We start from the raw sequence: 20,994 nt of genomic DNA, 5'->3' as shown, positions 1-20,994 counted from the left end.
ATCGGGCGGAGCGACCGCGCAGCATCAGGAGGGACGAACGGATGCCGTCGATGTGGGAGGCGACCGTCGAGGAGCTCGTCGAACGGGCCAGGTCCCTGTGTGTGCCGGGGCGCCGGAGCATCCTCGGCATCGCCGGGGCCCCCGGGGCCGGGAAATCCACGCTCGCGGAGCACATCGTGGAGGCTCTGGGGGCGGCCGCCGCGGTCAGAGTGCCGATGGACGGCTTCCATCTCTCCGGGTCCCGACTCCGGGAACTCGGGATGCAGGGGCGCAAAGGCGCGGACGACACGTTCGACGCCTGGGGGTACCTGGCTCTGATGCGACGCATCCGCGACCAGCCGTGGGAGGCGGCAGACGGAGCTGACGGGATCGTCTACGCTCCCGAGTTCCGCCGTGACCTGGAGGAGCCGGTGGGGTCCTCCATCCCGGTGCGGTCCGATGTCCCACTCGTCGTGACCGAGGGCAACTATCTGCTGTTGCAGGAACGGCCGTGGAGGGACGTGCGTGCGCTGGTGGACGAGATGTGGTTCCTCGCGACGGATGAGGATCAGCGACTCGCGCAGCTCATCGCGCGGCACGAGCGCTTCGGCCTGACGCCCGAGGTCGCGCGGGTCAGGTCGTTCGGCAGTGATCAGCGCAACGCCGAGGTCGTCGCCGACACCGCGGGGCGCGCGGATCTGATCGTGCGCATCGTTCGACGGTGAGGTCGGGGTCCGCGGCCAAGCCGTCCCTCTCGTCCGGAGTCGGCGCGGCTCCCGCTCAGCGCACGGCGGGGGCGACCGAGTCCCTGATCTGAAGGGTGGTCGGCAACGTCACCGATCGTGAGCGCAGGTGCGGGTCGCGTAGTCGCGAGAGAAGGAGCTGCGCGGCACCGCGACCCAGCATCTCCACCGGCTGGCGGATCGCGGTCAGACGCGGGGCGAACAGATCCGCCCACCGGAAGTCGTCGAACGCGGCGATGCTGAGATCGTCGGGCACGACGACTCCGAGATCGCGCAGCACCCGCATCGTCTCGATCGTGAGCTGGTTGTTCCCGACGATGAGCGCCGTGGGCCGGGGCCGCGTGCCGAGCAGAGTGGCGACCGTCTCCTCGAGGCGATCGGGGTCGGGGTCGGACGAGACGACGAGCCGCGAGTCGGCGTCGATACCGGCACGCTGCAACCCGAGCCGATAGCCGGCTATTCGCTCCTCGGTGGTGCTGAGACCGCGCCTCGGGGCGACGAAGCCGATCCGGCGATGCCCGCGCGCGACGACGTGAGCGACGAGGGCGGCCGTCGACTCGGTGTTCTCCACCCCGATGGAGTCGAAAGTGGGGGCGAGCGTCGTCCTCGGGATGCGGTCGAGCGCGACGGCGGGAACACCCCGGCGTGCCAGGAGGGAGAAAGCTCGGGCCGGACTCGCGCTGGGGGCGATGATCACGCCGTCCGGTCGGCGCGAGAGCAGTTCGCGGATGCTGCGCACCTCCCGTTCGGGTTCGTCGTGCGTGTCGACGAGGACCAGCGTCAGGCCCTCAGCGCTGACGGTCTGCTCGATCATGTGCACCACGTCCGCGAAGTAGGGGTTCGACAGCGCCGAGGCGGCGAGGCCCACGGTGCCGGTGCGACCGGTGCGCAGCGACCGGGCCACTCCGTCGTTGACATACCCGGTGGCCTCGATGGCGTCGAGCACGCGCTTCTCCGTCTCGGGAGCGATCCGCCGCGTCTTGTTGATCACGTGCGACACGGTGCTCTGCGAGACGCCGGCCAGTCGCGCGACATCGATCATGGTCACCATGGCGCCCCTCTCGGTCGGTGCGAGCGGATTTTCGATCAGAGTAGGCCCGATCATCAGAGGCCGGGCACTGCGCTCGCCGCGGACGGGGGTGGCGGGTCGCTTCGCTCGACCCGCCACCCCCTGGGCTCAGAACGCGAACTCGTCGACGTTCTCCGGCGTGACGACGGTCGCCGGGCCGAGGATCACGACACCGTCGTCGCCGACGGTGTAGGTGCCCAGGTCCCCTGCGTCATACGTCTCCCCGACGGCGCCCGTCGTCGTGCACGACGCGAGGGCCTTGGCCGTCGCGAAGGTCAGACGACCGAGGTCGGTGACGTTCCACCAGATGTCCTGCACGTCGCCGCTGGAAATGTAGTCGCTGATCAGCGATGCCGGCGCGAGGCCGGTGAGCTTGACGCGCCCGAGGTCGCCGGACTCATCCAGCGCGGTCGCCGCCGCGGGGAGCGAGATCCCCGCAGGGATGATGATGCCCTTGAGATCGGGGTACTTCGTCACCAGCTCCTTCGCGCGGTTCGCGCTCACGTCGGCCTTCTCCTCGCCGTAGACCACGTCGACGAGGTCGAGCCCGGCGAAGGCGGGGTCCGCGGAGATCCGTGAGCGGATGTCCGCGATCCAGGCGTTCTGGTTCACCGCGGTCTGCGTCGACGAGAGCACGGCGAACTGACCTTCGCCGTCGACCAGCTCGCTCATGCTGTCGAGCATCTTGGTGCCGAGCTCCGACGTCTCGGCCTGGTTCACGAAGATGCTGCGGGCGTCGGAGGCGACGTCGGAGTCGAACGACACGACTTTGATGCCGCGTTCCTGAGCCTTCTTGAGCTCGGCGGCCGCGCCGTCCAGGTCGCTGCCGGAGATCGCGATGACGTCGACGCCCTGAGAGATCAGCTGCTGGACGAACGGGATCTGCGCGGCACCGGTCGCCTCGCTCGGCGAGGTGTAGACGATCTCATCGCCCTCTCCGAGATCCTCGGCCGCAGCCTCGGCACCGTCGCGCACGGTGGTCATGTACGGGTCGTCGCCGAGCTTGGGGATGATGCCGATCGTGATGGGGCCATCAGTGCAGGAATCGGCGGCCGGTGCGCCGGATCCGGCGTCGATGCTCGTCGATCCCGAGCAACCGGTGAGGGCGATCGACGCGGAGGCGAGGCCGAGGATGCCGACGAACGCGGCGGTGCGGACGGACTTATGCATTGTGGTGCTCCTTTGCTGAACCAGTGGTGGTGTCCCCGTCGCCGGTCGGGACCGACGAACGGGATGCCCGAGCCGATGCCGTGGCGCGCGACCGGGCGACTCGCGACACGGTGTCGGCGAGAAGAAGGGAGGCGATGAGGATGACGCCGATCACCGCGGCCTGCCCGAAGGCGCCGACGTTCTGCAGCTGCAGCATGCTGCGAACCACGATCACGACGACCAGCGCCCACAGCACGCCAGAGATCTTGCCCCTGCCGCCGAGGAAGCTGACACCGCCGAGGAAGACCACGGTGAGGGCGTCGAGCTCGAACCCGATCATGCCGTCGGGCGTGGCCGACGACGTGAGCCCGACCTGGATCACACCCGCCAGCGCCGCCACGACGCCGGAGGCGATGAACATCGTGATCAGCATCCGAGTGGTGCGCACGCCGGCGTACCGGGCGGTGTCGGGGTTCCCCCCGATGGCGTACACGCGGCGCCCGAAGGGCATCCGATGCAGGATCACCGCAGTCGCGGCAGCCAGGACGACGAACGGGACGATCGCGGTCGGGACCACCGTTCCCGGCACCAGTCCGTACGAGAAGTCGATCAGCTCGGGCGGGACCGCAGAGATCGGCGTTCCGCCGACGAGGACGTAGCAGAGCCCCCGGAACAGGGCGAGCGTGCCGAGTGTGACGATGAGCGACGGCAGTCGCAGGAGGGCGACGAGTATCGCGTTGATCGTGCCGCAGGCGCCGCCGACGACGAGGGCTCCCAGTACCGCCGGCCAGAGCGGCACACCGGACTGGTACAGCATCCCGAAAACGATCCCGGAGAGCCCGGCGATGCTCGCGACCGAGATGTCGATCTCCCGCGCGATGACGAGTAGGACCAGCGGCAGCACGAGCAGCGCTTTGGGGGCCATCCGCGCCACCGACGACTCCAGGTTGTAGGCGTCGGCGAAGCCGGGCGTCGCGATGCAGGCGTAGACGAGCACGGCGATCGCGAACGCGCCGAGCAGCCACTCCCACGACAGCAGGCGCTCGCGCCAGGGGACGGTGAGGTTCATCGCACACCTCCGGTGCGGGTCGAGCGGCGCATCAGCACCGCATCCGCGGTGACCGCGACGATGATCGCGAGTCCGTACACGGCCTGCAGGTACTGGTCGGAGACCCCGGCGATCGTCAGCACCTTGCGGATGGTGAGCAGGCCGACTGTGCCGATCACGACGCCGATCACGGTGCCCGAGCCTCCGCGCAGGGCGACGCCGCCGACGACGACGCCCGCGATCACGAGCGTCTCGAGCCCGATCGCGACCTGGCCGTCGACGTAGGGGTACCAGGACGCCCACATCGACCCGGTGAGGCCGGCGAGAAGGCCGGATCCCGCGAACACCGCGAAGGTGCGTCGGCGGGCGTCGATGCCGATGAGTTCGGCGCCGTCCCGGTTGGAGCCCACGTAGTAGACCTCGCGTCCTGCTCTCGTGGACGTGGTCACCACGATCGCGGTCACCACCACGAGCACGGCGATCAGCACGATGAGAGGGATGCCGAGGGGATGGGCGCGCGTCCATCCGAGCCAGTCGTCGCTGACGTCGTCCGGTTTGACCCTGTCGCCCGAAGAGATCACAGACAGGAGACCGCGGTAGATCGCCAGCGTCCCCAGGGTGGTGACGATGGAGGGCACACCGCCGTAGGCCACCAGCACGCCGTTGAGCGCGCCGCAGGCGAGACCGACGACCAGCGCGACGGCGATGCCGAGCAGAGGGGTGGCGTCGGGAAGAGCTCTCATCGTCGCCGCGGCGCAGTATGCGGAGAGGGCGAGAGTGCTGGCGACCGACAGGTCGATGTTCCTGGTCAGGATCACGAGCATCTGGCCCAGCGCGACGATCCCCAGGAGCGACGAGTAGATGCCGAGGTCGGCGATGTTCGACGGGCTGTAGAAGTTGGTGTTGAGCAGGCTGAGGGGCACGATCACCACGGCGAGGGCGACGAGCAGTCCGATCTCGCGCTGGCGAAGCAGCCACGACAGGGCGCGGCCGGTCTGCAGGCGCGTGATGCGCTTCTCCGCCGTCGTGGTCGTGGCCGAGGGGACCGTGGAGACCGTTCCGGTCGCGGCGCGGCCGATGTCGAACTGGTCGATCGCGTCACCGTCGAAGGACGCGACGAGACGGCCGTGCTGCATGACGACGACGCGGTCGGCGAGGGCGAGCAGCTCGGGCATGTCCGAGGAGATGAGCAGGATCGCGATGCCCTGGGAGGCGAGCTCGCCGATGATGCGGTGCACTTCGGCCTTCGCGTTCACGTCGACGCCCTGGGTGGGCTCGTCGAGGATGAGCAGTCGAGGGTTCGTCGCGAGCCACTTCGCGAGCACCACCTTCTGCTGGTTGCCGCCCGAGAGGGTGGCTACGGGCTGGAGATAGCTCTGGAATCGCAGGCGCATCCTGTCGAGAGCCCCGGCGACGCGGTCGAGCTCGAGACGCCGACTGATGAGTCCCACCCTGGTCGACGAGCCGATGACCGGGAGGGTGGCGTTGTCGAGGATCGAGAAGTCCTCCACGAGACTCTGCCCCCGCCGGTCCTCTGAGACGTAGGCGATGCCGAGCTCGATCGCCTGCGCGGCGGAGCGGATGCGAACAGAAGAACCGCCCAGGCGTATCCGACCCGAGTCCGGGCGATCGACGCCGAACACGGCTCGCGCTACCTCGGTGCGCCCGCTTCCCACGAGGCCCGCGATACCGACGATCTCTCCGGCGCGCACGGTGAGCGAGACGTCCTCGAAGGAACCCTTCGCACTCAGGTCCTCCAGCTCGAGGACGACGGGACCGGGGGTCACGGGTTCGCGAACGAGGGGCTCGGCGAGTTCCCGACCGACCATCATCCGGATGATCTCGTCTTCCGCGGTCTGCGCGGTTTCGACGGTGGCGATGTAGCCGCCGTCGCGCATGACCGTGATGCGGGTCGCGATGCGGAAGATCTCCTCCATCCGGTGCCCGACGAACAGGAGTGCCACGTCGCGTGCCTTGAGGGTGTCGATCACGGTGAAGAGGTTGTCGACCTCGCTCGTGGTGAGCGCGGCGGTGGGCTCATCGAGGATCAGCACCGCGGCGTCGATCGACAGCGCTCGGGCGATCTCGACGAGCTGCTGCTCCGAGATGCGCAGGCGTCCGACGGGAGTGGTCGGATCGCGGTCGAGACCGAGCTCGGCCGTCAGTCGCTTCGCCTCGTCCTCCATGGCCCGGTTGTCGAGCAGTCCGGCCTTGGTGCGCAGCGGCCTGCCGGCGAAGATGTTCTCCGCGATGGACAGATCGGGGAAGAGGCCCGGATGCTGGTGCACGACGGCGATGCCCTGCCGCTGTGCATCCCGGGGGCCGTCGAAAGTCACCTCTTCGCCGCGCAGGGTGATGACGCCGGCATCCGGGCGGACCACGCCGCCGATCATCTTGACGCACGTGCTCTTCCCCGCCCCGTTCTCGCCGACCAGGGCGAGGACCTCGCCGCGTCGCAGAGTGAGGCTGAGGTCGGAGACGGCGATCGTCGAGCCGTAGATCTTCGCGAGATGGTCGGCCACCAGCACGGTGGCGTGATCGGGCGGGTCGGTGCGCGGGTTCTCGGCGATCTCCGAGTGTGGTTCGGTGCTCATGGTGGCGTCTCCTCACGTCGTTGTGGAATCGAGCGACCGAGGAATGTTCCCGCGTTTGAATTCGTATGCGCAAGCGCTTGCGCGAAGGTATGCGCATATCTACGCTCGCGCCGCGGGAAGCGCGGGGATCAGGCGGGGAGGATCACGCGCGGGCGTCGAGCATCGCGTCGTAGCCCTCGCGGAACGTCGGATAGGCGAGCTCGCCGAGCAGCGCGTGGGCGCGAGCCCCGTTGAGCACCGTTCCGCCGCCGGCATCCCCCTCGGTCTGCGGCGGGACCGCGGCACCCAGCCGCGCCGCGATGTGCGCCACGACCTCACCGAGCTGAACGGGTTCCTGATCGATCGCGTGCACGAGAGCGGGCGGCGCCTCGGCCCGCAGCAGCACCTCCAGCAGGCGCACCAGGTCGTGCTCGTGGATGCGGTTGGTGCGGCGCTCGTGGTCGACGGGCGCGCCCTCGCGCACCCGGCGGATCAGGGAGTCGCGCCCGGGGCCGTAGATGCCGGCCGGGCGCACGATCACGGCGCCCAGCAGGTCGATCGCGCGTCGTTCGCCGTCGATCAGCGCCTCTCCGCGCTCGGATGTCGGGCGCGGCTCGTCGTTCTCGGTGAGCGGCGCGCGTCCGCCGTCGCCGCCGAAGCTCTCGCCCGTGTAGCCCTCGAACACCCGCGTCGACGACACGAACAGCACCCGCTCGGGCGTCGCTGGCAGCGCCTCCGCGATGTGCGCGAGGGCCGCGGGGTAGATCGACCCCTCGCCGCCGATGCCCGGCGGCAGCGTGATCACGACCGATTCGAAGCGCGGCAGCGACGCGGAGAGCGGATGCCGCAGATCGGCCGCGAGCGTCGCGAACGCCGACGGCAGCCCCGCGACATCGCGCCGGATCGCGGTGACCTCGTTCCCGCCCGCAATGAGACGCTCCCCGAGCGCGGTGCCGAGCGCCCCGCAGCCGACGATGAGCGTGCGTCCGGGGCGCCGGCCCGCGGCATCCGTCACGGCGTCAGCTCCAGTCGCTCGGGGCGGGCGTGCGCACGGGCGGCAGCGCGGAGGCCGCGGCCCAGTCGTGCACCCACGCGTCGATCTCGCGGACGCCCTCGGGCTTGCCGACAGCGGCGAAGAGCTCCTCGTTGCTGACGGTGCCGCCGGTGCGGCGCAGCATCCGCGCCCTCACGATCGCCCGAGCGTAGACCTCGCCCTTCACGACCGCGCGATGCTCCATGAAGACCGCCTTCTCGTCATGGCCGATGAACCGGGTCTGCACGTCGAAGCGCTGCCACAGCTGCAGCGACTTGCGGAACGTGACCGTCTCGCTCGACACGACCGCGTACCAGCCGTTCTCCTTCATGGCGTCGAACAGGCCGGCGCGGATGAGCAGGTCCCAGCGGCCGAGGTCGAACAGCGACAGGTAGCGGCCGTTGTTCATGTGCCGCAGGATGTCGATGTCGCTCGGCAGGGTGGTGAGCCGCACGGTGCCGACGGCCGTGGGATCGAGGGCTTTGCCGCGGCGCACACGGCGGCGGGCGGCGAGGATGACGAGGAGGGTGCGCCAGATCACGTTCACGAGGATCGATCGTAGCCATCGGTGCACGATCCGCGAACATCATTGTGCGATTCCTCCACACGTTGTTACAGCGGCATTTCGGCATCCTGCTCGATTTCACGATCCCGGATGCCGCGCGTAGAGTCACCGCATGAGCGCCGAAGCCCACCCCGAAGTCATCGTCCGTCCGGTCCGTGATGTGGATGCGGAAGCCCTTGGTCGCGTGCACGCGCAGTGCTGGCACGAGACCTACGACCACCTGATCAGCAAGGCCGCGCTCGAGAAGGTCTCGCCCCGGCGCATGGCCGAACTGTGGACGCACTGGGCGGCTCAGGGGCCCGAGTTCACCATGAACGCGGCCCTCGTCGACGGCGAGATCGTCGGATTCGTGGGCTCCGGGCCCGCCCGCGACAAGGACGCCCCCGCGTTCCGCGAGCTGTACTTCATCTACCTGCTCGACGCGTGGCACGGCACCGGCATCGGCCAGAAGCTCTTCGACGCGGCCGTCGAGAAGGACGAGCCGCTGTACCTGTGGGTCGCCGAGGACAACCCCCGCGCGCACCGGTTCTACACGCGTAACGGCTTCACGCTCGACGGCGCCAGCCACACCGAGCCGTTCCTCGGCGAGACGCTGACCGAGGTCCGCTTCACGCGCTGAGCCCCGCGCCGTTCCCTTGCGGCGCCGACGCCCCTGCTGAGCGCCGACGCCCCCTCTGAGATTCGCTTCTCAGCAGGGGCGTCGGCAACCGGCGGGGGCGTCGACGTGGGCGGCGCAAGATGCGCCGCGACTCAGCGCCCGGACACGTTCCCGAAGAGCTTCGCGATCGGCGCGATCACGAGCGGTCGCGCGGCCACCCAGCCGACCGCGATCACCACGAGCGAGGCCACGAACACCCAGAACCCGGTCCAGGTGACGGCATCCTGCGAGGCGTACATGTGGTTGAGGTTGCGCAGGAACCCGGTCAGCATCACGAGTGCGACGTGCGCGATGATGAACGCCACGAAGTAGAGCATGACCGGGAAGTGCAGTGCCCGCGCCCACTCGATCGGGTAGGCCTTCGAGAGTCGTTCGGCCTTCTTGGGCCACATCCCCGACATGCGGAAGCCGGTGATCGCGGCCAGCGGCGCCGCGAGGAACACCGTCGCGAAGTACGCGAGCTGCTGCAGGCTGTTGTAGTTGTTCCACCCGTTCTCGTGCGGCCAGTCGAACGACACGTACTGCAGCGCCGCCGACAGCGCGTTCGGGAAGACCTCCCAGCTGGTCGGCACGATGCGCGCCCAGTGCCCCGTCGCGAACAGCAGCACCACGAAGATCACGCCGTTCACGAGCCACAGTACGTCGAGTGCCTGGTGGAACCAGATCGTCAGGCTGACCTTGCCCTTCGGGTTGTTGCGCGGTGTCCAGAACGCTGTCGGACGCTTCTCGGTGCGGATCGTCAGCCCCGAGCGGATGATCAGCACCATCAGGAAGACGTTGAAGAAGTGCTGCCAGCCGATCCAGGGCGCGAATCCCGGCTCGACGTGCACGGCGGGCTCGTACTCGCCGGGGAACGCCATGAGGAAATCCTGCATGAACGGCAGGCTCAGCAGCGTCCGCACGAAGGCGATCGCGGCTCCGGCGAGGATGCCGAGCGCCGCGGCGCCCAGCAGCACGGCGATGCCCTGCGTCCACGTCGGGCGTCGACGAGCGGATGCCGGGGCCGCGGCCACGTGACGAGGCGCACGGCCGTTCCACACGGTGCGGTTCCATCGCAGCGGCGTCGAGACGTCGCGGGACACGACCGCGGACGTAGCGGTGGGCGTAGCCGTGGCGGTGGGCGTGGCGAACGCGGTCGAGGCGGCTGCGGCACCCGTCGCGGGGGCCGATGCGGATGGCGCGGGGGTTGTGCCCGCGGGCGGCCAGGCCTCGGCGCCGGGGGTCCGGGGCAGGCCTCGGCGGACGGATGCCGTCGGCGAGGCCACCACGGAAGCGGCAGCCGCCGGAACGTCGGTCGAAGACGGCGCCGCCACCCGAACGTCCGGCGAAGAAGGCTCAGCTCCCCGGTCGTTGAGCGAGGACGACGGAGTCGACCGAGACGAAACGCGTTCCGCTCCGCTCGGCGCCGCAGCCTGCGAGCCTGCAGGCGGCCAGGGCTCGCCGCCCGGCGTGCGCGGGAGTCCGCGGCGGAATGTCGTGCCGGCGGTTGGGCGCGTTTCGTCTCGCTCCGCTCGCTCAACGACCGAGGACTCAGCGACCGGAGACTCGACGACCGAGGGCTCGACGATCGGAGAGTCGACGACCGGAGAGGCCGCGGCCGGAGACTCAACGAACAGGGGCTCAGCGACCAGGGGCTCAGCGACCAGGGGCTCGACGACCGGAGGCTCGGCCTCCGGGGTGCCCGGAACCACCACGACCACACCGCCGGGAGGCCACGGCTCACCACCGGGCGTGCGCGGGAGGCCGCGGCGCAGCATCCGCTCTGCCATGGCTACTTCTTCCGCGCCTCGAGAGCCGCGATGAGCTGCGGCACGACGGTGAATACGTCGCCGACGATGCCGAAGTCCGCGACGTCGAAGATCGGCGCCTCGGCATCCTTGTTGATCGCGACGATCGTCTTGGAGGTCTGCATGCCCGCGCGGTGCTGGATCGCGCCGGATATGCCGAGAGCGACATACAGCTGCGGCGACACCGAGACCCCTGTCTGCCCGACCTGGTGCGACTGCGGGATGTAGCCCGCATCTACCGCGGCCCGGGATGCTCCGACGGCGGCGCCGAGCGCGTCGGCGAGCTCCTCGACGAGCACGAACTTCTCCTTCGAGGCGAGACCGCGTCCGCCCGAGACGACGCGCGTCGCACCGCGCAGCTCGGGCCTCGACGACGCCTGCTCGACGGCCTCGATCGCGCCGACGGTCGCAGCGGGGACCTCGGATGCCGTGACCGCGAGCGCTTCGACGGTCGGCGACTCCACGGCTTCGGCCCGCGCCTCGACCGCGCCCTGACGCACCGTGATGACGGGCGCAGCGAACGTGGGCGCCGAGTCGACGAGGTACGCCCCGCCGTACACGGAGTGGTGAGCTACGATGCCCTCGTCGTCGCGTGAGATGCCGACCGCGTCGACGGAGAGTGCGAGCTTCGCGCGCACGGCGAACCGTCCGGCGGCATCACGGCCCGCGATGGAGTTCGAGACGAGCACGGCATCGGGCTGCACCTGCGCGAAGGCCGACTGCAGCGCGTCGACGACCGGGGTCGTGAGCGTGGCGGCATCCGCATCGGCAGTGAGCACGACGGATGCTCCGGCAGCGGCCGCCTGCGCCGCGGCGCCCTCCGCCCCGCCCACGACGAGCGCGACGGGAGATCCGATGGTCGATGCGGCGCCGATCAGCGCGGCGGTGCTCGAGGCGACGTCACCCGAGGGCATCACGTCGACGAGCACGAGGATCGGGTTCTCGGGGTAGCCCATGGTCACACCAGCCTGTTCTGCGCGAGGTACTCGACGAGCTTCTCGGCGGCGTCGCCCTCGTCGACGATCTTGACGCCCGCCGCGCGCGGAGGCTTCTCCGACACCGCGGTCATGATGGTGCGCGGCGCTGCCGCCGGATCGGCGGAGACACCGAGGTCGGCGAGAGACAGCACTTCGAGGGGCTTCTTCTTCGCGGCCATGATGCCCTTGAAGTTCGGGAACCGGGCATCGGGCAGCGCTTCGGTGATCGAGATCACGGCGGGCAGCGGGGCCGAGACAGACTGCGCACCGGCATCCGCTGCGCGCGTGCCGGTGACTCCCTCCGGCGTGATCTCGACGGAGGTGAGCGCGGTCGCCTGCGCCCAGCCGAGGTGCTCGGCGAGCATCGCGGGGATCACGCCGCCCGAGCCGTCGGTCGAGAGGTTGCCGGTGATGACGAGGTCGGGCTCGCCGCGGCGGATCGCGGCCGCGAGCACGTCGGCGGTGAGGCCCAGGTCGGCGCCGACGAGCTCCTCGTCGGCGATGTGTACGGCGGATCCTGCGCCGATCGCGAGAGCGCGGCGTACCGACGCGGTCGAACCCTCGGGGGCCATCGCGAGAGCGACCACCTCGGTGCCCTCGTTCTTGTCGGCGTGGCTCAGCGCGACCTCGAGAGCCCGCTCGGTGATCTCATCGAGCACCACGTCTCCGGCGCCGCGCTCGGCGAGCCCGGTCTCGAGGTTCAGGACGCGGTCGCCGTAGGTGTCTGGCACCTCTTTGACCAGGACGAAGATCTTCATCGATTGCTCCTCACGACTGCCTCGATTCTAGCGCGCTGAAACTGAGTACCATCCGACGAGCGACCGAGGACCAACGCGCCGCGCGTCCCGCCATGCCCTACCGTAGAACCGTGGTCCGATCCCGTCCGCTCCCCGTCGATCCGCTCGCCGAAGCGAAGCGGCAATGGCTCGCGCACGGATGGACGGATGCCGCCGACGGCATGACCGTCGTCACCTCCGTGATGCGCGCGCAGCAGCTGCTCCTCGCCCGAGTGGATGCCGCGCTCAAGCCCTTCGCGCTGAGCTTCGCCCGCTACGAGATGCTGCGTCTGCTGGCGTTCAGCCGCTCCGGACGCCTCCCGCTGTCGAGCGTGGTCGCCCGACTGCAGGTGCACGCGACGACCGTCACGAGCACGGCCGAGCGCCTGGTGCGCGACGGGCTCATCGTGCGCGAACCGCACCCGCACGACGGTCGCGCAGCTCTCCTCGCGCTCACCGACTCGGGTCGCATCCTGGTCGAGCGTGCGACGACCGCGCTGAACTCCGAGGTGTTCGTCGACCCGGGCATCAGCCGCGAGGACGCCACCGAGCTCGTCGCGATCGTCGCGCGCATGCGCAAGGCGGCCGGCGACTTCGCCGACCCCCGCCCACAGCCCGACGCCCTCTGACATGGCGCGCTTCGTGCTCGAGCGGGTGATCGCCGCTCCCCCGGCCGAGGTCTTCGCCGCGGCGCTCGACCCCGGGCTGCACGTGCGGTCGATGGCACGACACGGCGAGACCATGGTCGAAGCACCGGCCGGCGGGGTGTTCAGCGAGGGCTCGACCGTCACCTGGCGCGCGCGCCACTTCGGCATCCCGTTCCGGCTGCGCTCGCTCGTGTTCGACATCGACCCGCCGCGGGGTTTCCGCGATCGGCAGATCGCCGGCCCGTTCGGGGCGTTCCTGCACGTGCACGAGTTCGAGGAGCATCCGCGGGGAACGCTCATGCGCGACACGATCACGTTCCGGTCGCCGTTCGGTCCGCTCGGACGGCTCGTCGACCGCCTCGTGATGCGCACGTATCTGCAGCGGCTCATCGAGGAGCGCAACGACACGATCACCGCCGAGATCGAGGGGCGTGGGCGTACTCTGTCGCCATGAGCGAACTGCGTCTGCACACCGTCCTCGAGGGCCGCGGCCCCGCCGCGGCGATCATCCTGTCGGACGAGCAGGTCGCCTCGTTCGGCGCGGGCAAGGCTTTCCCCGTCGCCGTGACGATCGGCGGCCGCACCGCCCGCCTGCGCCTGGCGCGAATGGGCGGGCAGAACATGATCGGCTTCAGCAAGGCCGTGCGTGCAGACCTCGGCGTCGAGATCGACCAGGAGGTCGACGCGGTCATCCGGGTCGACGGCGCCGAGCGCACGGTCGAGGTCCCGCCCGCACTCGCGGCGGCGCTCGACGCCGACCCGGCGCTGCGCTCGGCCTTCGACGCCCTCTCGTACTCGGTGCGCAAGGAGCACGCCCGCACCGTCGCCGAGGCCAAGCAGGAGGAGACGCGCGAGCGGCGCATCGCCAAGATCGTGGAGTCGCTGCGGGGCTGACGCGTCCGACGACAGTGCCTCAGCGGTTCTGGAAGTCGGGTGCACGTTTCTCCCGGAAGGCGGCCATGCCCTCCTTCTGGTCGGCGGTGTCGAACAGGGCGGCGAACGCCTGCTTCTCGTGGGCCAGGCCGTCGGCGAGACCGGTCTCCATCGCCGCATCCAGGGCCGCTTTCGCCGCGAACAGCGAGGGCAGAGACTTCGAGGCGATCGTGTCGGCGAGCGTCGTGGCCTCGGCGATCAGGTCGGATGCGTGGACGACGCGCGAGACGAGACCCGAGCGCTCCGCCTCCGCCGCGTCCATGAGTCGCCCGGAGAGCACGAGCTCCGCCGCCTTGTAGTAGCCGACCGCCCGGATGAGCCGCTGCGTGCCGCCCATGCCCGGGATGACGCCGAGGTTGGTCTCGGGCTGACCGAACTTCGCGGTGTCGGCGGCGAGGATGATGTCGCACATCATCGCCAGTTCGCAGCCACCGCCGAGCGCGAAGCCCGAGACAGCGGCGATCATGGGGGTGCGCACCGCGGCGAACTCGTGCCAGATGCCGAAGTGGTCGGTGTCGAGCATCTCGGCCGCGGACATGCCCTCCATCTCCTTGATGTCGGCGCCCGCAGCGAAAGCCTTCTCGGACCCGGTGACGACGATCGCGCCGACGCCGTCATCCGCGTCGAAGGCCTGCGCCGCGGCGGTGATCTCCTCCGCGAGGCGGGAGTTCAGCGCGTTCAGCGCCTGCGGGCGGTTCAGGGTGATCCATCCGACGCGTCCGCGCTGCTCGACCAGGATCGTCTCGTACTCGGTCATGAAGGCCCTCTCCGTCGGCTGTCGGTTCCAGTATGTCGCGGGGTCTGTGCGTTTCGTCTCGCTTCGCTCGCTCAACGACCGGGAGCTCCGTCGCGGATATCGGTGATGATGCCGGAGAAGTCGCGACCCGCGCCCTCACCCGCGGCGAAGGCAGCGTAGAGCTCCTGCGCGAGCCGCCCCATCCGCGCATCCGTCGAGGTCTGCTCGATCGCCTGCAGCGCCAGGCCGAGGTCCTTCGCCATGAGCGCGCCCGCGAAGCCCGGCTGGTAGTCGCGGTTCGCGGGACTCGTGGGCACGGGTCCCGGCACGGGGCAGTTGGTGGTGATGGACCAGCACTGACCGGATGCCTGCGACACGACGTCGAACAGCGCCTGGTGCTCGAGTCCCAGACGCTCTCCGAGCACGAAGGCCTCGGCGACGGCGATCTGCGATACCGCGAGCACCATGTTGTTGCACACCTTCGCGGCCTGCCCGAGCCCCGGCCCACCGCAGTGCACGATGCGTTTTCCCATGACCTCGAGCAGCGGCAGCGCGGCGGCGTAGTCCTCGTCGGAGCCGCCGACCATGAACGCGAGCGTGCCGTTCTCGGCGCCCACCACACCGCCGGAGACCGGTGCGTCGATGTTGCGGTGCCCGGCCGCGAGCGCGAGCGCGTGCGCGGCCCTGGCCTCGTCGACCGCGATCGTCGACGATTCGATGAAGAGCGTGCCGGGCCGCGCGGCGGCGAGGAGCTCGGTGCGGTACGCCTCGATCACGTGCCTCCCCGCGGGGAACATCGTGATGACGACGTCGGCGTCGGCCACGGCATCCGCTCCGCTCTCGGCGACCGGGATGCCGGCGGCACGCGCTGCGTCGATCGCGGCCGGCACGAGGTCGAAGCCGTGCACCTCGTGTCCCGCGGCGACGAGGTTCCGCGCCATCGGCAGGCCCATGTGACCGAGTCCGAGGAACGCGACCACCTGGGCCGACCGGGCGGTCACGACGCGCTCCGCATGGATGCCGAGCCCGACGGCCGCAGCATCTCCCGGCCGACGATCAGGCGCATGATCTCGTTCGTCCCCTCGAGGATCTGATGCACGCGCAGGTCGCGCACGACCCTCTCGATGCCGTAGTCCTGCAGGTAGCCGTAGCCGCCGTGCAGTTGCAGCGCGCGGTTGGCGACGTCGAAGCCGGCGTCGGTCGCGAAGCGCTTGGCCATGGCGCAGCGAATGGTGGCGTCGGGCGCGTGCTCATCGACCGCCCTCGCGCCGTCGCTGACCATGAGCCGGGCGGCCTGCAGATCGGTGCGCATGTCGGCGACCTGGAAGAGGATCGACTGCTTCTCGGCCAGCGGCTCGCCGAACGCGACGCGCTCGTGCACGTACTGCACGGCACGGTCGAGCGCCCATTGCGCGCCGCCCAGCGAACACGCGGCGATGTTCAGACGTCCGCCGTTCAGGGCCGACATCGCGATCGCGAAGCCGCGCCCCTCCTCGCCGAGACGAGCGGATGCCGGCACCCGCACCCCGTCGAGGATGACCTGGCGCGTGGGCTGGGCGTGCCAGCCCATCTTCTTCTCGGGCGCTCCGAAGCTGAGCCCTGCCGCGTCGCCCGGCACGAGGAACGCGCTGATGCCGCGCGCTCCCGGCTCTCCGGTCCGGGCCATGACGACGTACACCGCGGCCTCGCCCGCGCCGGAGATGAACTGCTTGACGCCCGTGAGCACGTAGTCGTCGCCGTCGCGCACCGCGCTCGTGGCGATGTTCGCGGCATCCGATCCGGCCCCCGGCTCGGTCAGGCAGTACCCGCCGAACTCCTGCATCGCGGTGAGCTGCGGCAGCCAGGCGGCGCGTTGCGCGTCGTGGCCGTAGGTGTCGATCATCCACGCGACCATGTTGTGGATCGAGATGTACGCCGCGACCGCCGGGTCGCCCTTCGCGAGCTCCTCGAAGATCGCGACGGTGTCGCTGCGGCTGAGGCCGGTGCCGCCGAACTCCTCGCGTACGTAGATGCCGCCCAGGCCCAGCTCGCCGCCGCGCTGGAGCGACTCCCTCGGGAACAGGTGCTTCTCGTCGCGCTCGGCGGCGAAGGGCGCGAGCTCGGTCTCGGCGAACTCGCGCACGGCGCCGATGATCGCCTCGCGCTCCTCGGCGGTGGTGGTGACGGTGATCGTGTCAGTCATGTCTCTCTCCTGCGTTTCGTCTCGCTGCGCTCGCGGGGCGACCAAGGGTCAGTGCATGGTCGGGATGACGAAGCTGGCGCCGTCCTTGATGCCGCTCGGCCATCGGCTCGTGACGGTCTTGGTCTTCGTGTAGAAGCGGAACGCGTCGGCGCCGTGCTGGTTGAGGTCGCCGAAGCCCGACCGCTTCCATCCGCCGAACGTGTAGTACGCGATCGGCACGGGAATGGGCACGTTCACGCCGACCATGCCGACCTCCACGCGGGCGGCGAAATCGCGAGCCGCGTCGCCGTCACGCGTGAAGATCGCGACGCCGTTGCCGAACTCGTGCTCGGACGCCATGCGCAGCGCCTGCTCGTAGTCGTCCGCGCGGGCGATCACCAGCACCGGACCGAAGATCTCCTCTCGGTAGATCGCCATGTCGGTGGTGACGTGGTCGAACAGCGTCGGGCCGAGGTAGAAGCCCTCCTCGTGACCTGCGACCGTGAAGCCGCGCCCGTCGGCGAGCAGCGTCGCCCCCTCGTCGACGCCCTGCTGGATGTAACCCTCCACGCGCTCGACCGCCGCGCGGGTCACGAGCGGACCGTAGTCGACGTCCGCGGCGAGCGAAGGGCCCACGCGCAGTTGCGCGACGCGTTCGAGGAGCTTCGCGGCGAGAGCATCCGCCGTCTCCTGGCCGACCGGAACCGCGACCGAGATCGCCATGCAGCGCTCGCCCGCCGAGCCGTAGCCCGCGCCGATGAGCGCGTCGACGGCCTGGTCGAGGTCGGCGTCGGGCATCACGATCATGTGGTTCTTGGCTCCGCCGAAGCACTGCGCGCGCTTGCCGTGCGCGGCGGCGGTGGCGTAGATGTACTCGGCGATCGGCGTCGAGCCGACGAAGCCGACGGCGCGGATGCGGTCGTCGGTGAGCAGTGCGTCGACCGCCTCCTTGTCACCGTGCACGACGTTGAGCACCCCTGCGGGCAGACCGGCCTCGAGGAACAGCTCGGCGAGACGGACCGGTACCGAGGGGTCGCGCTCGCTGGGCTTGAGCACGACGGCGTTGCCGGCGGCGAGTGCGGGCCCGGCCTTCCACAGCGGGATCATCGCCGGGAAGTTGAACGGCGTGATCGCGGCGACGACGCCGAGCGGCTGCCGCATCGAGTACACGTCGATGCCGGCGCCGGCTCCGGTCGAGTACTCGCCCTTGAGGAGATGCGGCGCACCGGCGGCGAACTCGATGACCTCGAGTCCGCGCTGGATGTCGCCCTTGGCGTCGTCGACGGTCTTGCCGTGTTCGCTCGCGAGCAGCTCGGCGAGCGACTGCATCTCGCGCTGCACCAGATCGAGGAAGCGCAGGAGCACGCGGGCGCGCTTCTGCGGGTTGGTCGCGGCCCAGTCGGCCTGGGCGGCCTCGGCGTTCGCGATCACCTCGCGCACCTCGTCGGCGGACGCGAGCGGCACGCGGGCCTGCACGGCTCCGCTGCTGGGGTCGAAGACGTCCGCGAAGCGTCCGGAGTCCGGAGTCACGGGCTTTCCGCCTACGAAATGCGGGATAGTACGAGTCATTGTGCGTTGTCCCTTCGGGCCGTCATTGGCACATTGCGATCATACTTCGGCATCCGTGGATTTACTAGGGTATCCAAGTAAATTCAGCACAACGCACGGACAGCAGGACAGCATGGGGTGATGCAGTGCTGAATACCGGCATGTGGTGGCGTCGATCAAAGACATTGTGATGACATATGAATACACATGCGGGGGCGGGAATGAGTGTGAGACTGCTGGCCTGGGGAATGGCGTGGACGGTACCCATCGTCTCGACGATCGCCGGAATCGTGCTCATGGCGAACCCGACGGTGTCGTTCTGGAACGCCGACGGGACCTCGCAGTTCCTCCAAGCGACTCTCGACGTCTGGCCTGCAGGGCTCGTCCTCCTGGGCGCCGGCACGCTGGGTCTGACGGGAGTCGCTCTGGCGGCGGCTCTGAAGTGCGACGGCCCTCGGGGTGTTCTCCGCCCGTTCACCGGCCGGACATCTCCGCCGACTACAACTGCTGATGCGCGGACACAGGACTCAGACCGGATCGGGTAGTCACGTCATCCGCGCGTCACGGTGAGCCTCTGCTCCCGTCGCGGTGTCACCGCCGCGAAGACCCCCGCCGAATCGGGTCGGCGGGGGTCTTCTCCGTCTCGGGCGGCTAGAGGTGCTCGACGATCAGGGCGTTCGCCATGCCGCCGCCCTCGCACATGGTCTGCAGGCCGAGACGGCCGCCCGTGGCCTCGAGGTGGTCGACGAGCGTGCCGAGCAGGCGCGTGCCCGAGGATCCGAGCGCGTGGCCGAGCGCGATCGCCCCGCCCCGGAGGTTGAGCTTCGCGGCATCCGCCCCGACCTCGGCGGCCCACGCGAGCGGCACCGAGGCGAACGCCTCGTTGACCTCGTAGGCGTCGAGGTCGTCGATCGAGAGTCCCGCGCGCTCGAGGATGCGTCGCGTGGCGGGGATCGGGCCGGTGAGCATCATCAGCGGGTCGTCGCCCACGACCGTGAAGGCGCGGAACCGCGCCCGCGGTGCCAGGTCCAGCTGCTCCGCGCGGTCGGCGCTCATCAGCAGCGCGGCCGAGGCCCCGTCGGTGAGCGGCGAGGAGTTGCCCGGGGTGATGCGCCAGTCGATCTCGGGGAAGCGCTCGGCCAGCGCATCGGTACGGAACGCCGGCGACAGACCGGCCAGAGCGGATGCCGTGGTGCCGGCTCGCACGGTCTCATCCCTCGCAGCGTCAGGAGCCTCGTCCACCGCGATCACCGTGCGGTCGAAGAACCCCTCGTCCCACGCGGCGGCGGCACGCCGATGCGACTCCTCGGCGTACGCGTCGAGGGCGTCGCGGTCGAGGCCCCAGCGCTGCGCGATGAGCTCGGCGGAGACGCCCTGGTTCACGAGCCCATCGGGATAGCGAGCCCGCAGCCGTGGCGACATCGGGCTTCCGGCGACGGCCGACGACGATCCGAGCGGCACGCGGCTCATCGACTCCACGCCGCCCACGATCACGGCGTCGTATGACCCTGCGATGATGCCCTGCGCCGCGGAATGCACGGCCTGCTGGCTCGACCCGCACTGCCGGTCGATGGTCGCGGCAGGCACGGCCTCGTCGAAGCCGGCGGCGAGCACGGCCTGCCTCGCGATATTCGACGACTGCTCGCCGACCTGGCTCACGCAGCCGAGGAGCACGTCGTCGATCTGGCGCGACTCGAGTCCGTTGCGGGTGAGGATCGCCGCGAGTGCACCGGCGGCGAGGTCGACGGGGTGCACTCCCGACAGCATCCCTCCGGGCTTGCCCCGACCCACCGGGGTGCGGACGACGTCGATCAGGACGGCTTCGTTGCGCGCGCTCATGACTCCATTGTGACCCCGTGCGCGCGAGCGGGCGCCGCATCCGACGTACGATCGATAGGCGCCCGCACCCTGGCGCCGCCCCCTGCCGATGCGCCCGAGACCCGGGCCGTGCTCTCCCGAGGATCCGCCATGTCCAGCGACTCCATCACCGTGTCCATCCGCCGCGAGGTCGACCCGACGCGCATCGCCGAGACCACCGAGTGGGTGCAGCGCGGGGTGAACAAGGCGAACACGTATCCGGGATTCCTCGGATCCGGCTGGGTGCGCGCCGGCGCCGACTCGCATGTCTGGCACATGCTGTACCGGTTCGCCGACGAGGACACGCTCGTGGCCTGGGAGGACTCCGCCGAGCGCGCGGCCTGGCTGGCCACCGGAGAGGGCCTCGTGCTGAGCGAGCGCTCCCGCCGACGCAGCGGCATCGAGGGGTGGTTCGACGAACCCGCGACGGGGTCGATCACGGTGCAGACCGCCGAGGGGACGGCCGCTGGTGCCATCGTGAAGGCTCCCCCGCGGTGGAAGCAGGCCGTGTCGATCTGGCTCGGATTCTTCCCCGTGAACCTGGTGTTCACGTACGCCATGAGCCCTGTCCCGGGCTTCAACGAGCTGCCGATCTGGTTGCGCGTGCTCGCCACGACGCTGGTGCTCACGCCCATCATGACCTACTGGGTGCTGCCCTGGGTCACGCGCGCGCTGCGCCGCTGGCTCGCCCGCTAGCGCCCCACCCTGCCCGTACTGCCCGTCTGTTTCTGGCGAATGCACGGTTGAGGAGCCCT

At 70.0% G+C, this 20,994-nt stretch carries 21 protein-coding genes; 7 read left to right on the top strand and 14 right to left on the bottom strand.

Annotated features, from left to right (window positions below; genetic code table 11):
- Positions 1–41: 41 nt before the first annotated feature.
- Positions 42–704 carry a nucleoside/nucleotide kinase family protein gene (locus AKH00_RS08310; RefSeq protein ID WP_050722265.1) on the top strand — a complete coding sequence of 221 codons (663 nt, stop codon included), beginning with the start codon at positions 42–44 and terminating at the stop codon, positions 702–704.
- Positions 705–759: 55 nt separating this feature from the next.
- Here AKH00_RS08310 and AKH00_RS08305 read toward each other — a convergent pair whose 3' ends face one another.
- The 6 genes from AKH00_RS08305 to AKH00_RS08280 all read right to left on the bottom strand — a co-directional run bounded on the left by AKH00_RS08305 (position 760) and on the right by AKH00_RS08280 (position 8,141).
- The gene (locus AKH00_RS08305) at positions 760–1,773 is read right to left on the bottom strand and encodes a LacI family DNA-binding transcriptional regulator (protein ID WP_050722264.1); all 1,014 of its coding nucleotides are present in this window, start codon (positions 1,771–1,773) and stop codon (positions 760–762) included.
- Between the two features lie 126 nt (positions 1,774–1,899).
- Positions 1,900–2,961, bottom strand: coding sequence for a rhamnose ABC transporter substrate-binding protein (locus AKH00_RS08300; RefSeq protein ID WP_050722263.1), 1,062 nt, complete (start codon positions 2,959–2,961; stop codon positions 1,900–1,902).
- Positions 2,954–4,009, bottom strand: a complete 1,056-nt coding sequence (locus AKH00_RS08295; protein ID WP_050722262.1) for an ABC transporter permease — start codon at positions 4,007–4,009, stop codon at positions 2,954–2,956. The genes AKH00_RS08300 and AKH00_RS08295 overlap by 8 nt, the downstream gene beginning before the upstream one ends.
- Positions 4,006–6,582 carry an ATP-binding cassette domain-containing protein gene (locus AKH00_RS08290; RefSeq protein WP_082297509.1) on the bottom strand — a complete coding sequence of 859 codons (2,577 nt, stop codon included), beginning with the start codon at positions 6,580–6,582 and terminating at the stop codon, positions 4,006–4,008. Before AKH00_RS08290 ends, AKH00_RS08295 begins: the two co-directional genes overlap by 4 nt.
- A gap of 142 nt (positions 6,583–6,724) precedes the next feature.
- Positions 6,725–7,576 carry a sugar nucleotide-binding protein gene (locus AKH00_RS08285; RefSeq protein WP_050722261.1) on the bottom strand — a complete coding sequence of 284 codons (852 nt, stop codon included), beginning with the start codon at positions 7,574–7,576 and terminating at the stop codon, positions 6,725–6,727.
- A 4-nt stretch (positions 7,577–7,580) separates the two neighbouring features.
- Positions 7,581–8,141 (bottom strand): acyl-CoA thioesterase, encoded by a 561-nt coding sequence (locus tag AKH00_RS08280; RefSeq protein WP_050722898.1) that lies wholly within the window; start codon positions 8,139–8,141, stop codon positions 7,581–7,583.
- Between the two features lie 130 nt (positions 8,142–8,271).
- Between AKH00_RS08280 and AKH00_RS08275 the strand changes: the two genes are divergently transcribed.
- Positions 8,272–8,778, top strand: a complete 507-nt coding sequence (locus AKH00_RS08275) for a GNAT family N-acetyltransferase (protein WP_050722260.1) — start codon at positions 8,272–8,274, stop codon at positions 8,776–8,778.
- Between the two features lie 131 nt (positions 8,779–8,909).
- Here the strand turns inward: AKH00_RS08275 and AKH00_RS08270 are convergent, their stop codons facing one another.
- From AKH00_RS08270 to AKH00_RS08260, 3 genes are read right to left on the bottom strand one after another with little or no spacing between them, the layout of a single operon-like run.
- The gene (locus AKH00_RS08270; RefSeq protein WP_050722259.1) at positions 8,910–10,586 is read right to left on the bottom strand and encodes a cytochrome b/b6 domain-containing protein; all 1,677 of its coding nucleotides are present in this window, start codon (positions 10,584–10,586) and stop codon (positions 8,910–8,912) included.
- 2 nt (positions 10,587–10,588) lie between these two features.
- On the bottom strand, positions 10,589–11,560 hold the full coding sequence (locus AKH00_RS08265; protein ID WP_050722258.1) for an electron transfer flavoprotein subunit alpha/FixB family protein: 972 nt from the start codon (positions 11,558–11,560) through the stop codon (positions 10,589–10,591).
- 2 nt (positions 11,561–11,562) lie between these two features.
- Entirely contained in the window at positions 11,563–12,339 is a 777-nt protein-coding gene (locus AKH00_RS08260; RefSeq protein WP_050722257.1) for an electron transfer flavoprotein subunit beta/FixA family protein, read from the bottom strand.
- A gap of 110 nt (positions 12,340–12,449) precedes the next feature.
- Between AKH00_RS08260 and AKH00_RS08255 the strand changes: the two genes are divergently transcribed.
- From AKH00_RS08255 to AKH00_RS08245, 3 genes are read left to right on the top strand one after another with little or no spacing between them, the layout of a single operon-like run.
- Positions 12,450–12,986 (top strand): MarR family winged helix-turn-helix transcriptional regulator, encoded by a 537-nt coding sequence (locus tag AKH00_RS08255; protein WP_050722256.1) that lies wholly within the window; start codon positions 12,450–12,452, stop codon positions 12,984–12,986.
- Between the two features lies 1 nt (position 12,987).
- Entirely contained in the window at positions 12,988–13,458 is a 471-nt protein-coding gene (locus AKH00_RS08250; protein WP_050722255.1) for an SRPBCC family protein, read from the top strand.
- On the top strand, positions 13,455–13,898 hold the full coding sequence (locus tag AKH00_RS08245; RefSeq protein WP_050722254.1) for a YdeI/OmpD-associated family protein: 444 nt from the start codon (positions 13,455–13,457) through the stop codon (positions 13,896–13,898). Before AKH00_RS08250 ends, AKH00_RS08245 begins: the two co-directional genes overlap by 4 nt.
- Positions 13,899–13,917: 19 nt before the next feature.
- On the opposite strand, the gene AKH00_RS08240 is transcribed toward AKH00_RS08245, so the two are convergent.
- The 4 genes from AKH00_RS08240 to AKH00_RS08225 all read right to left on the bottom strand — a co-directional run bounded on the left by AKH00_RS08240 (position 13,918) and on the right by AKH00_RS08225 (position 18,403).
- A complete protein-coding gene (locus AKH00_RS08240; RefSeq protein WP_050722253.1) occupies positions 13,918–14,694 on the bottom strand; it encodes an enoyl-CoA hydratase-related protein in 777 nt (258 codons plus the stop codon).
- A gap of 71 nt (positions 14,695–14,765) precedes the next feature.
- Positions 14,766–15,674, bottom strand: a complete 909-nt coding sequence (mmsB, locus tag AKH00_RS08235) for a 3-hydroxyisobutyrate dehydrogenase (protein WP_050722252.1) — start codon at positions 15,672–15,674, stop codon at positions 14,766–14,768.
- Complete coding sequence (locus tag AKH00_RS08230; protein ID WP_050722251.1) at positions 15,671–16,855, bottom strand: acyl-CoA dehydrogenase family protein; 1,185 nt, start codon at positions 16,853–16,855, stop codon at positions 15,671–15,673. The genes mmsB and AKH00_RS08230 overlap by 4 nt, the downstream gene beginning before the upstream one ends.
- A 48-nt stretch (positions 16,856–16,903) precedes the next feature.
- The gene (locus tag AKH00_RS08225) at positions 16,904–18,403 is read right to left on the bottom strand and encodes a CoA-acylating methylmalonate-semialdehyde dehydrogenase (RefSeq protein WP_050722250.1); all 1,500 of its coding nucleotides are present in this window, start codon (positions 18,401–18,403) and stop codon (positions 16,904–16,906) included.
- 200 nt (positions 18,404–18,603) lie between these two features.
- Here AKH00_RS08225 and AKH00_RS08220 point away from each other — a divergent pair, with 200 nt between their 5' ends.
- A complete protein-coding gene (locus AKH00_RS08220) occupies positions 18,604–18,927 on the top strand; it encodes a hypothetical protein (RefSeq protein WP_152926136.1) in 324 nt (107 codons plus the stop codon).
- Positions 18,928–19,033: 106 nt separating this feature from the next.
- On the opposite strand, the gene AKH00_RS08215 is transcribed toward AKH00_RS08220, so the two are convergent.
- Positions 19,034–20,221, bottom strand: a complete 1,188-nt coding sequence (locus AKH00_RS08215; protein WP_050722248.1) for a thiolase family protein — start codon at positions 20,219–20,221, stop codon at positions 19,034–19,036.
- A 129-nt stretch (positions 20,222–20,350) separates the two neighbouring features.
- Between AKH00_RS08215 and AKH00_RS08210 the strand changes: the two genes are divergently transcribed.
- The gene (locus tag AKH00_RS08210) at positions 20,351–20,935 is read left to right on the top strand and encodes an antibiotic biosynthesis monooxygenase (protein ID WP_050722247.1); all 585 of its coding nucleotides are present in this window, start codon (positions 20,351–20,353) and stop codon (positions 20,933–20,935) included.
- The last annotated feature ends 59 nt before the right edge of the window (positions 20,936–20,994 follow it).

Source organism: Microbacterium sp. GCS4 (assembly GCF_001262495.1).
Taxonomy (GTDB): domain Bacteria; phylum Actinomycetota; class Actinomycetes; order Actinomycetales; family Microbacteriaceae; genus Microbacterium.
This window is presented reverse-complemented; position numbering and strand designations above follow the sequence as displayed.

Bases quoted from the DNA above. Each gene is read 5' to 3' on its own strand.
- AKH00_RS08305 (WP_050722264.1), bottom strand. From the start codon at position 1,773: ATGGTGACCATGATCGATGTCGCGCGACTGGCCGGCGTCTCGCAGAGC.
- AKH00_RS08220 (WP_152926136.1), top strand. From the start codon at position 18,604: ATGAGTGTGAGACTGCTGGCCTGGGGAATGGCGTGGACGGTACCCATC.
- AKH00_RS08310 (WP_050722265.1), top strand. From the start codon at position 42: ATGCCGTCGATGTGGGAGGCGACCGTCGAGGAGCTCGTCGAACGGGCC.
- AKH00_RS08275 (WP_050722260.1), top strand. From the start codon at position 8,272: ATGAGCGCCGAAGCCCACCCCGAAGTCATCGTCCGTCCGGTCCGTGAT.
- AKH00_RS08270 (WP_050722259.1), bottom strand. From the start codon at position 10,586: ATGGCAGAGCGGATGCTGCGCCGCGGCCTCCCGCGCACGCCCGGTGGT.
- AKH00_RS08290 (WP_082297509.1), bottom strand. From the start codon at position 6,582: ATGAGCACCGAACCACACTCGGAGATCGCCGAGAACCCGCGCACCGAC.
- AKH00_RS08295 (WP_050722262.1), bottom strand. From the start codon at position 4,009: ATGAACCTCACCGTCCCCTGGCGCGAGCGCCTGCTGTCGTGGGAGTGG.
- AKH00_RS08225 (WP_050722250.1), bottom strand. From the start codon at position 18,403: ATGACTCGTACTATCCCGCATTTCGTAGGCGGAAAGCCCGTGACTCCG.
- AKH00_RS08300 (WP_050722263.1), bottom strand. From the start codon at position 2,961: ATGCATAAGTCCGTCCGCACCGCCGCGTTCGTCGGCATCCTCGGCCTC.
- AKH00_RS08240 (WP_050722253.1), bottom strand. From the start codon at position 14,694: ATGACCGAGTACGAGACGATCCTGGTCGAGCAGCGCGGACGCGTCGGA.
- AKH00_RS08230 (WP_050722251.1), bottom strand. From the start codon at position 16,855: ATGACTGACACGATCACCGTCACCACCACCGCCGAGGAGCGCGAGGCG.
- AKH00_RS08260 (WP_050722257.1), bottom strand. From the start codon at position 12,339: ATGAAGATCTTCGTCCTGGTCAAAGAGGTGCCAGACACCTACGGCGAC.
- AKH00_RS08245 (WP_050722254.1), top strand. From the start codon at position 13,455: ATGAGCGAACTGCGTCTGCACACCGTCCTCGAGGGCCGCGGCCCCGCC.
- AKH00_RS08265 (WP_050722258.1), bottom strand. From the start codon at position 11,560: ATGGGCTACCCCGAGAACCCGATCCTCGTGCTCGTCGACGTGATGCCC.
- AKH00_RS08215 (WP_050722248.1), bottom strand. From the start codon at position 20,221: ATGAGCGCGCGCAACGAAGCCGTCCTGATCGACGTCGTCCGCACCCCG.
- AKH00_RS08250 (WP_050722255.1), top strand. From the start codon at position 12,988: ATGGCGCGCTTCGTGCTCGAGCGGGTGATCGCCGCTCCCCCGGCCGAG.
- AKH00_RS08210 (WP_050722247.1), top strand. From the start codon at position 20,351: ATGTCCAGCGACTCCATCACCGTGTCCATCCGCCGCGAGGTCGACCCG.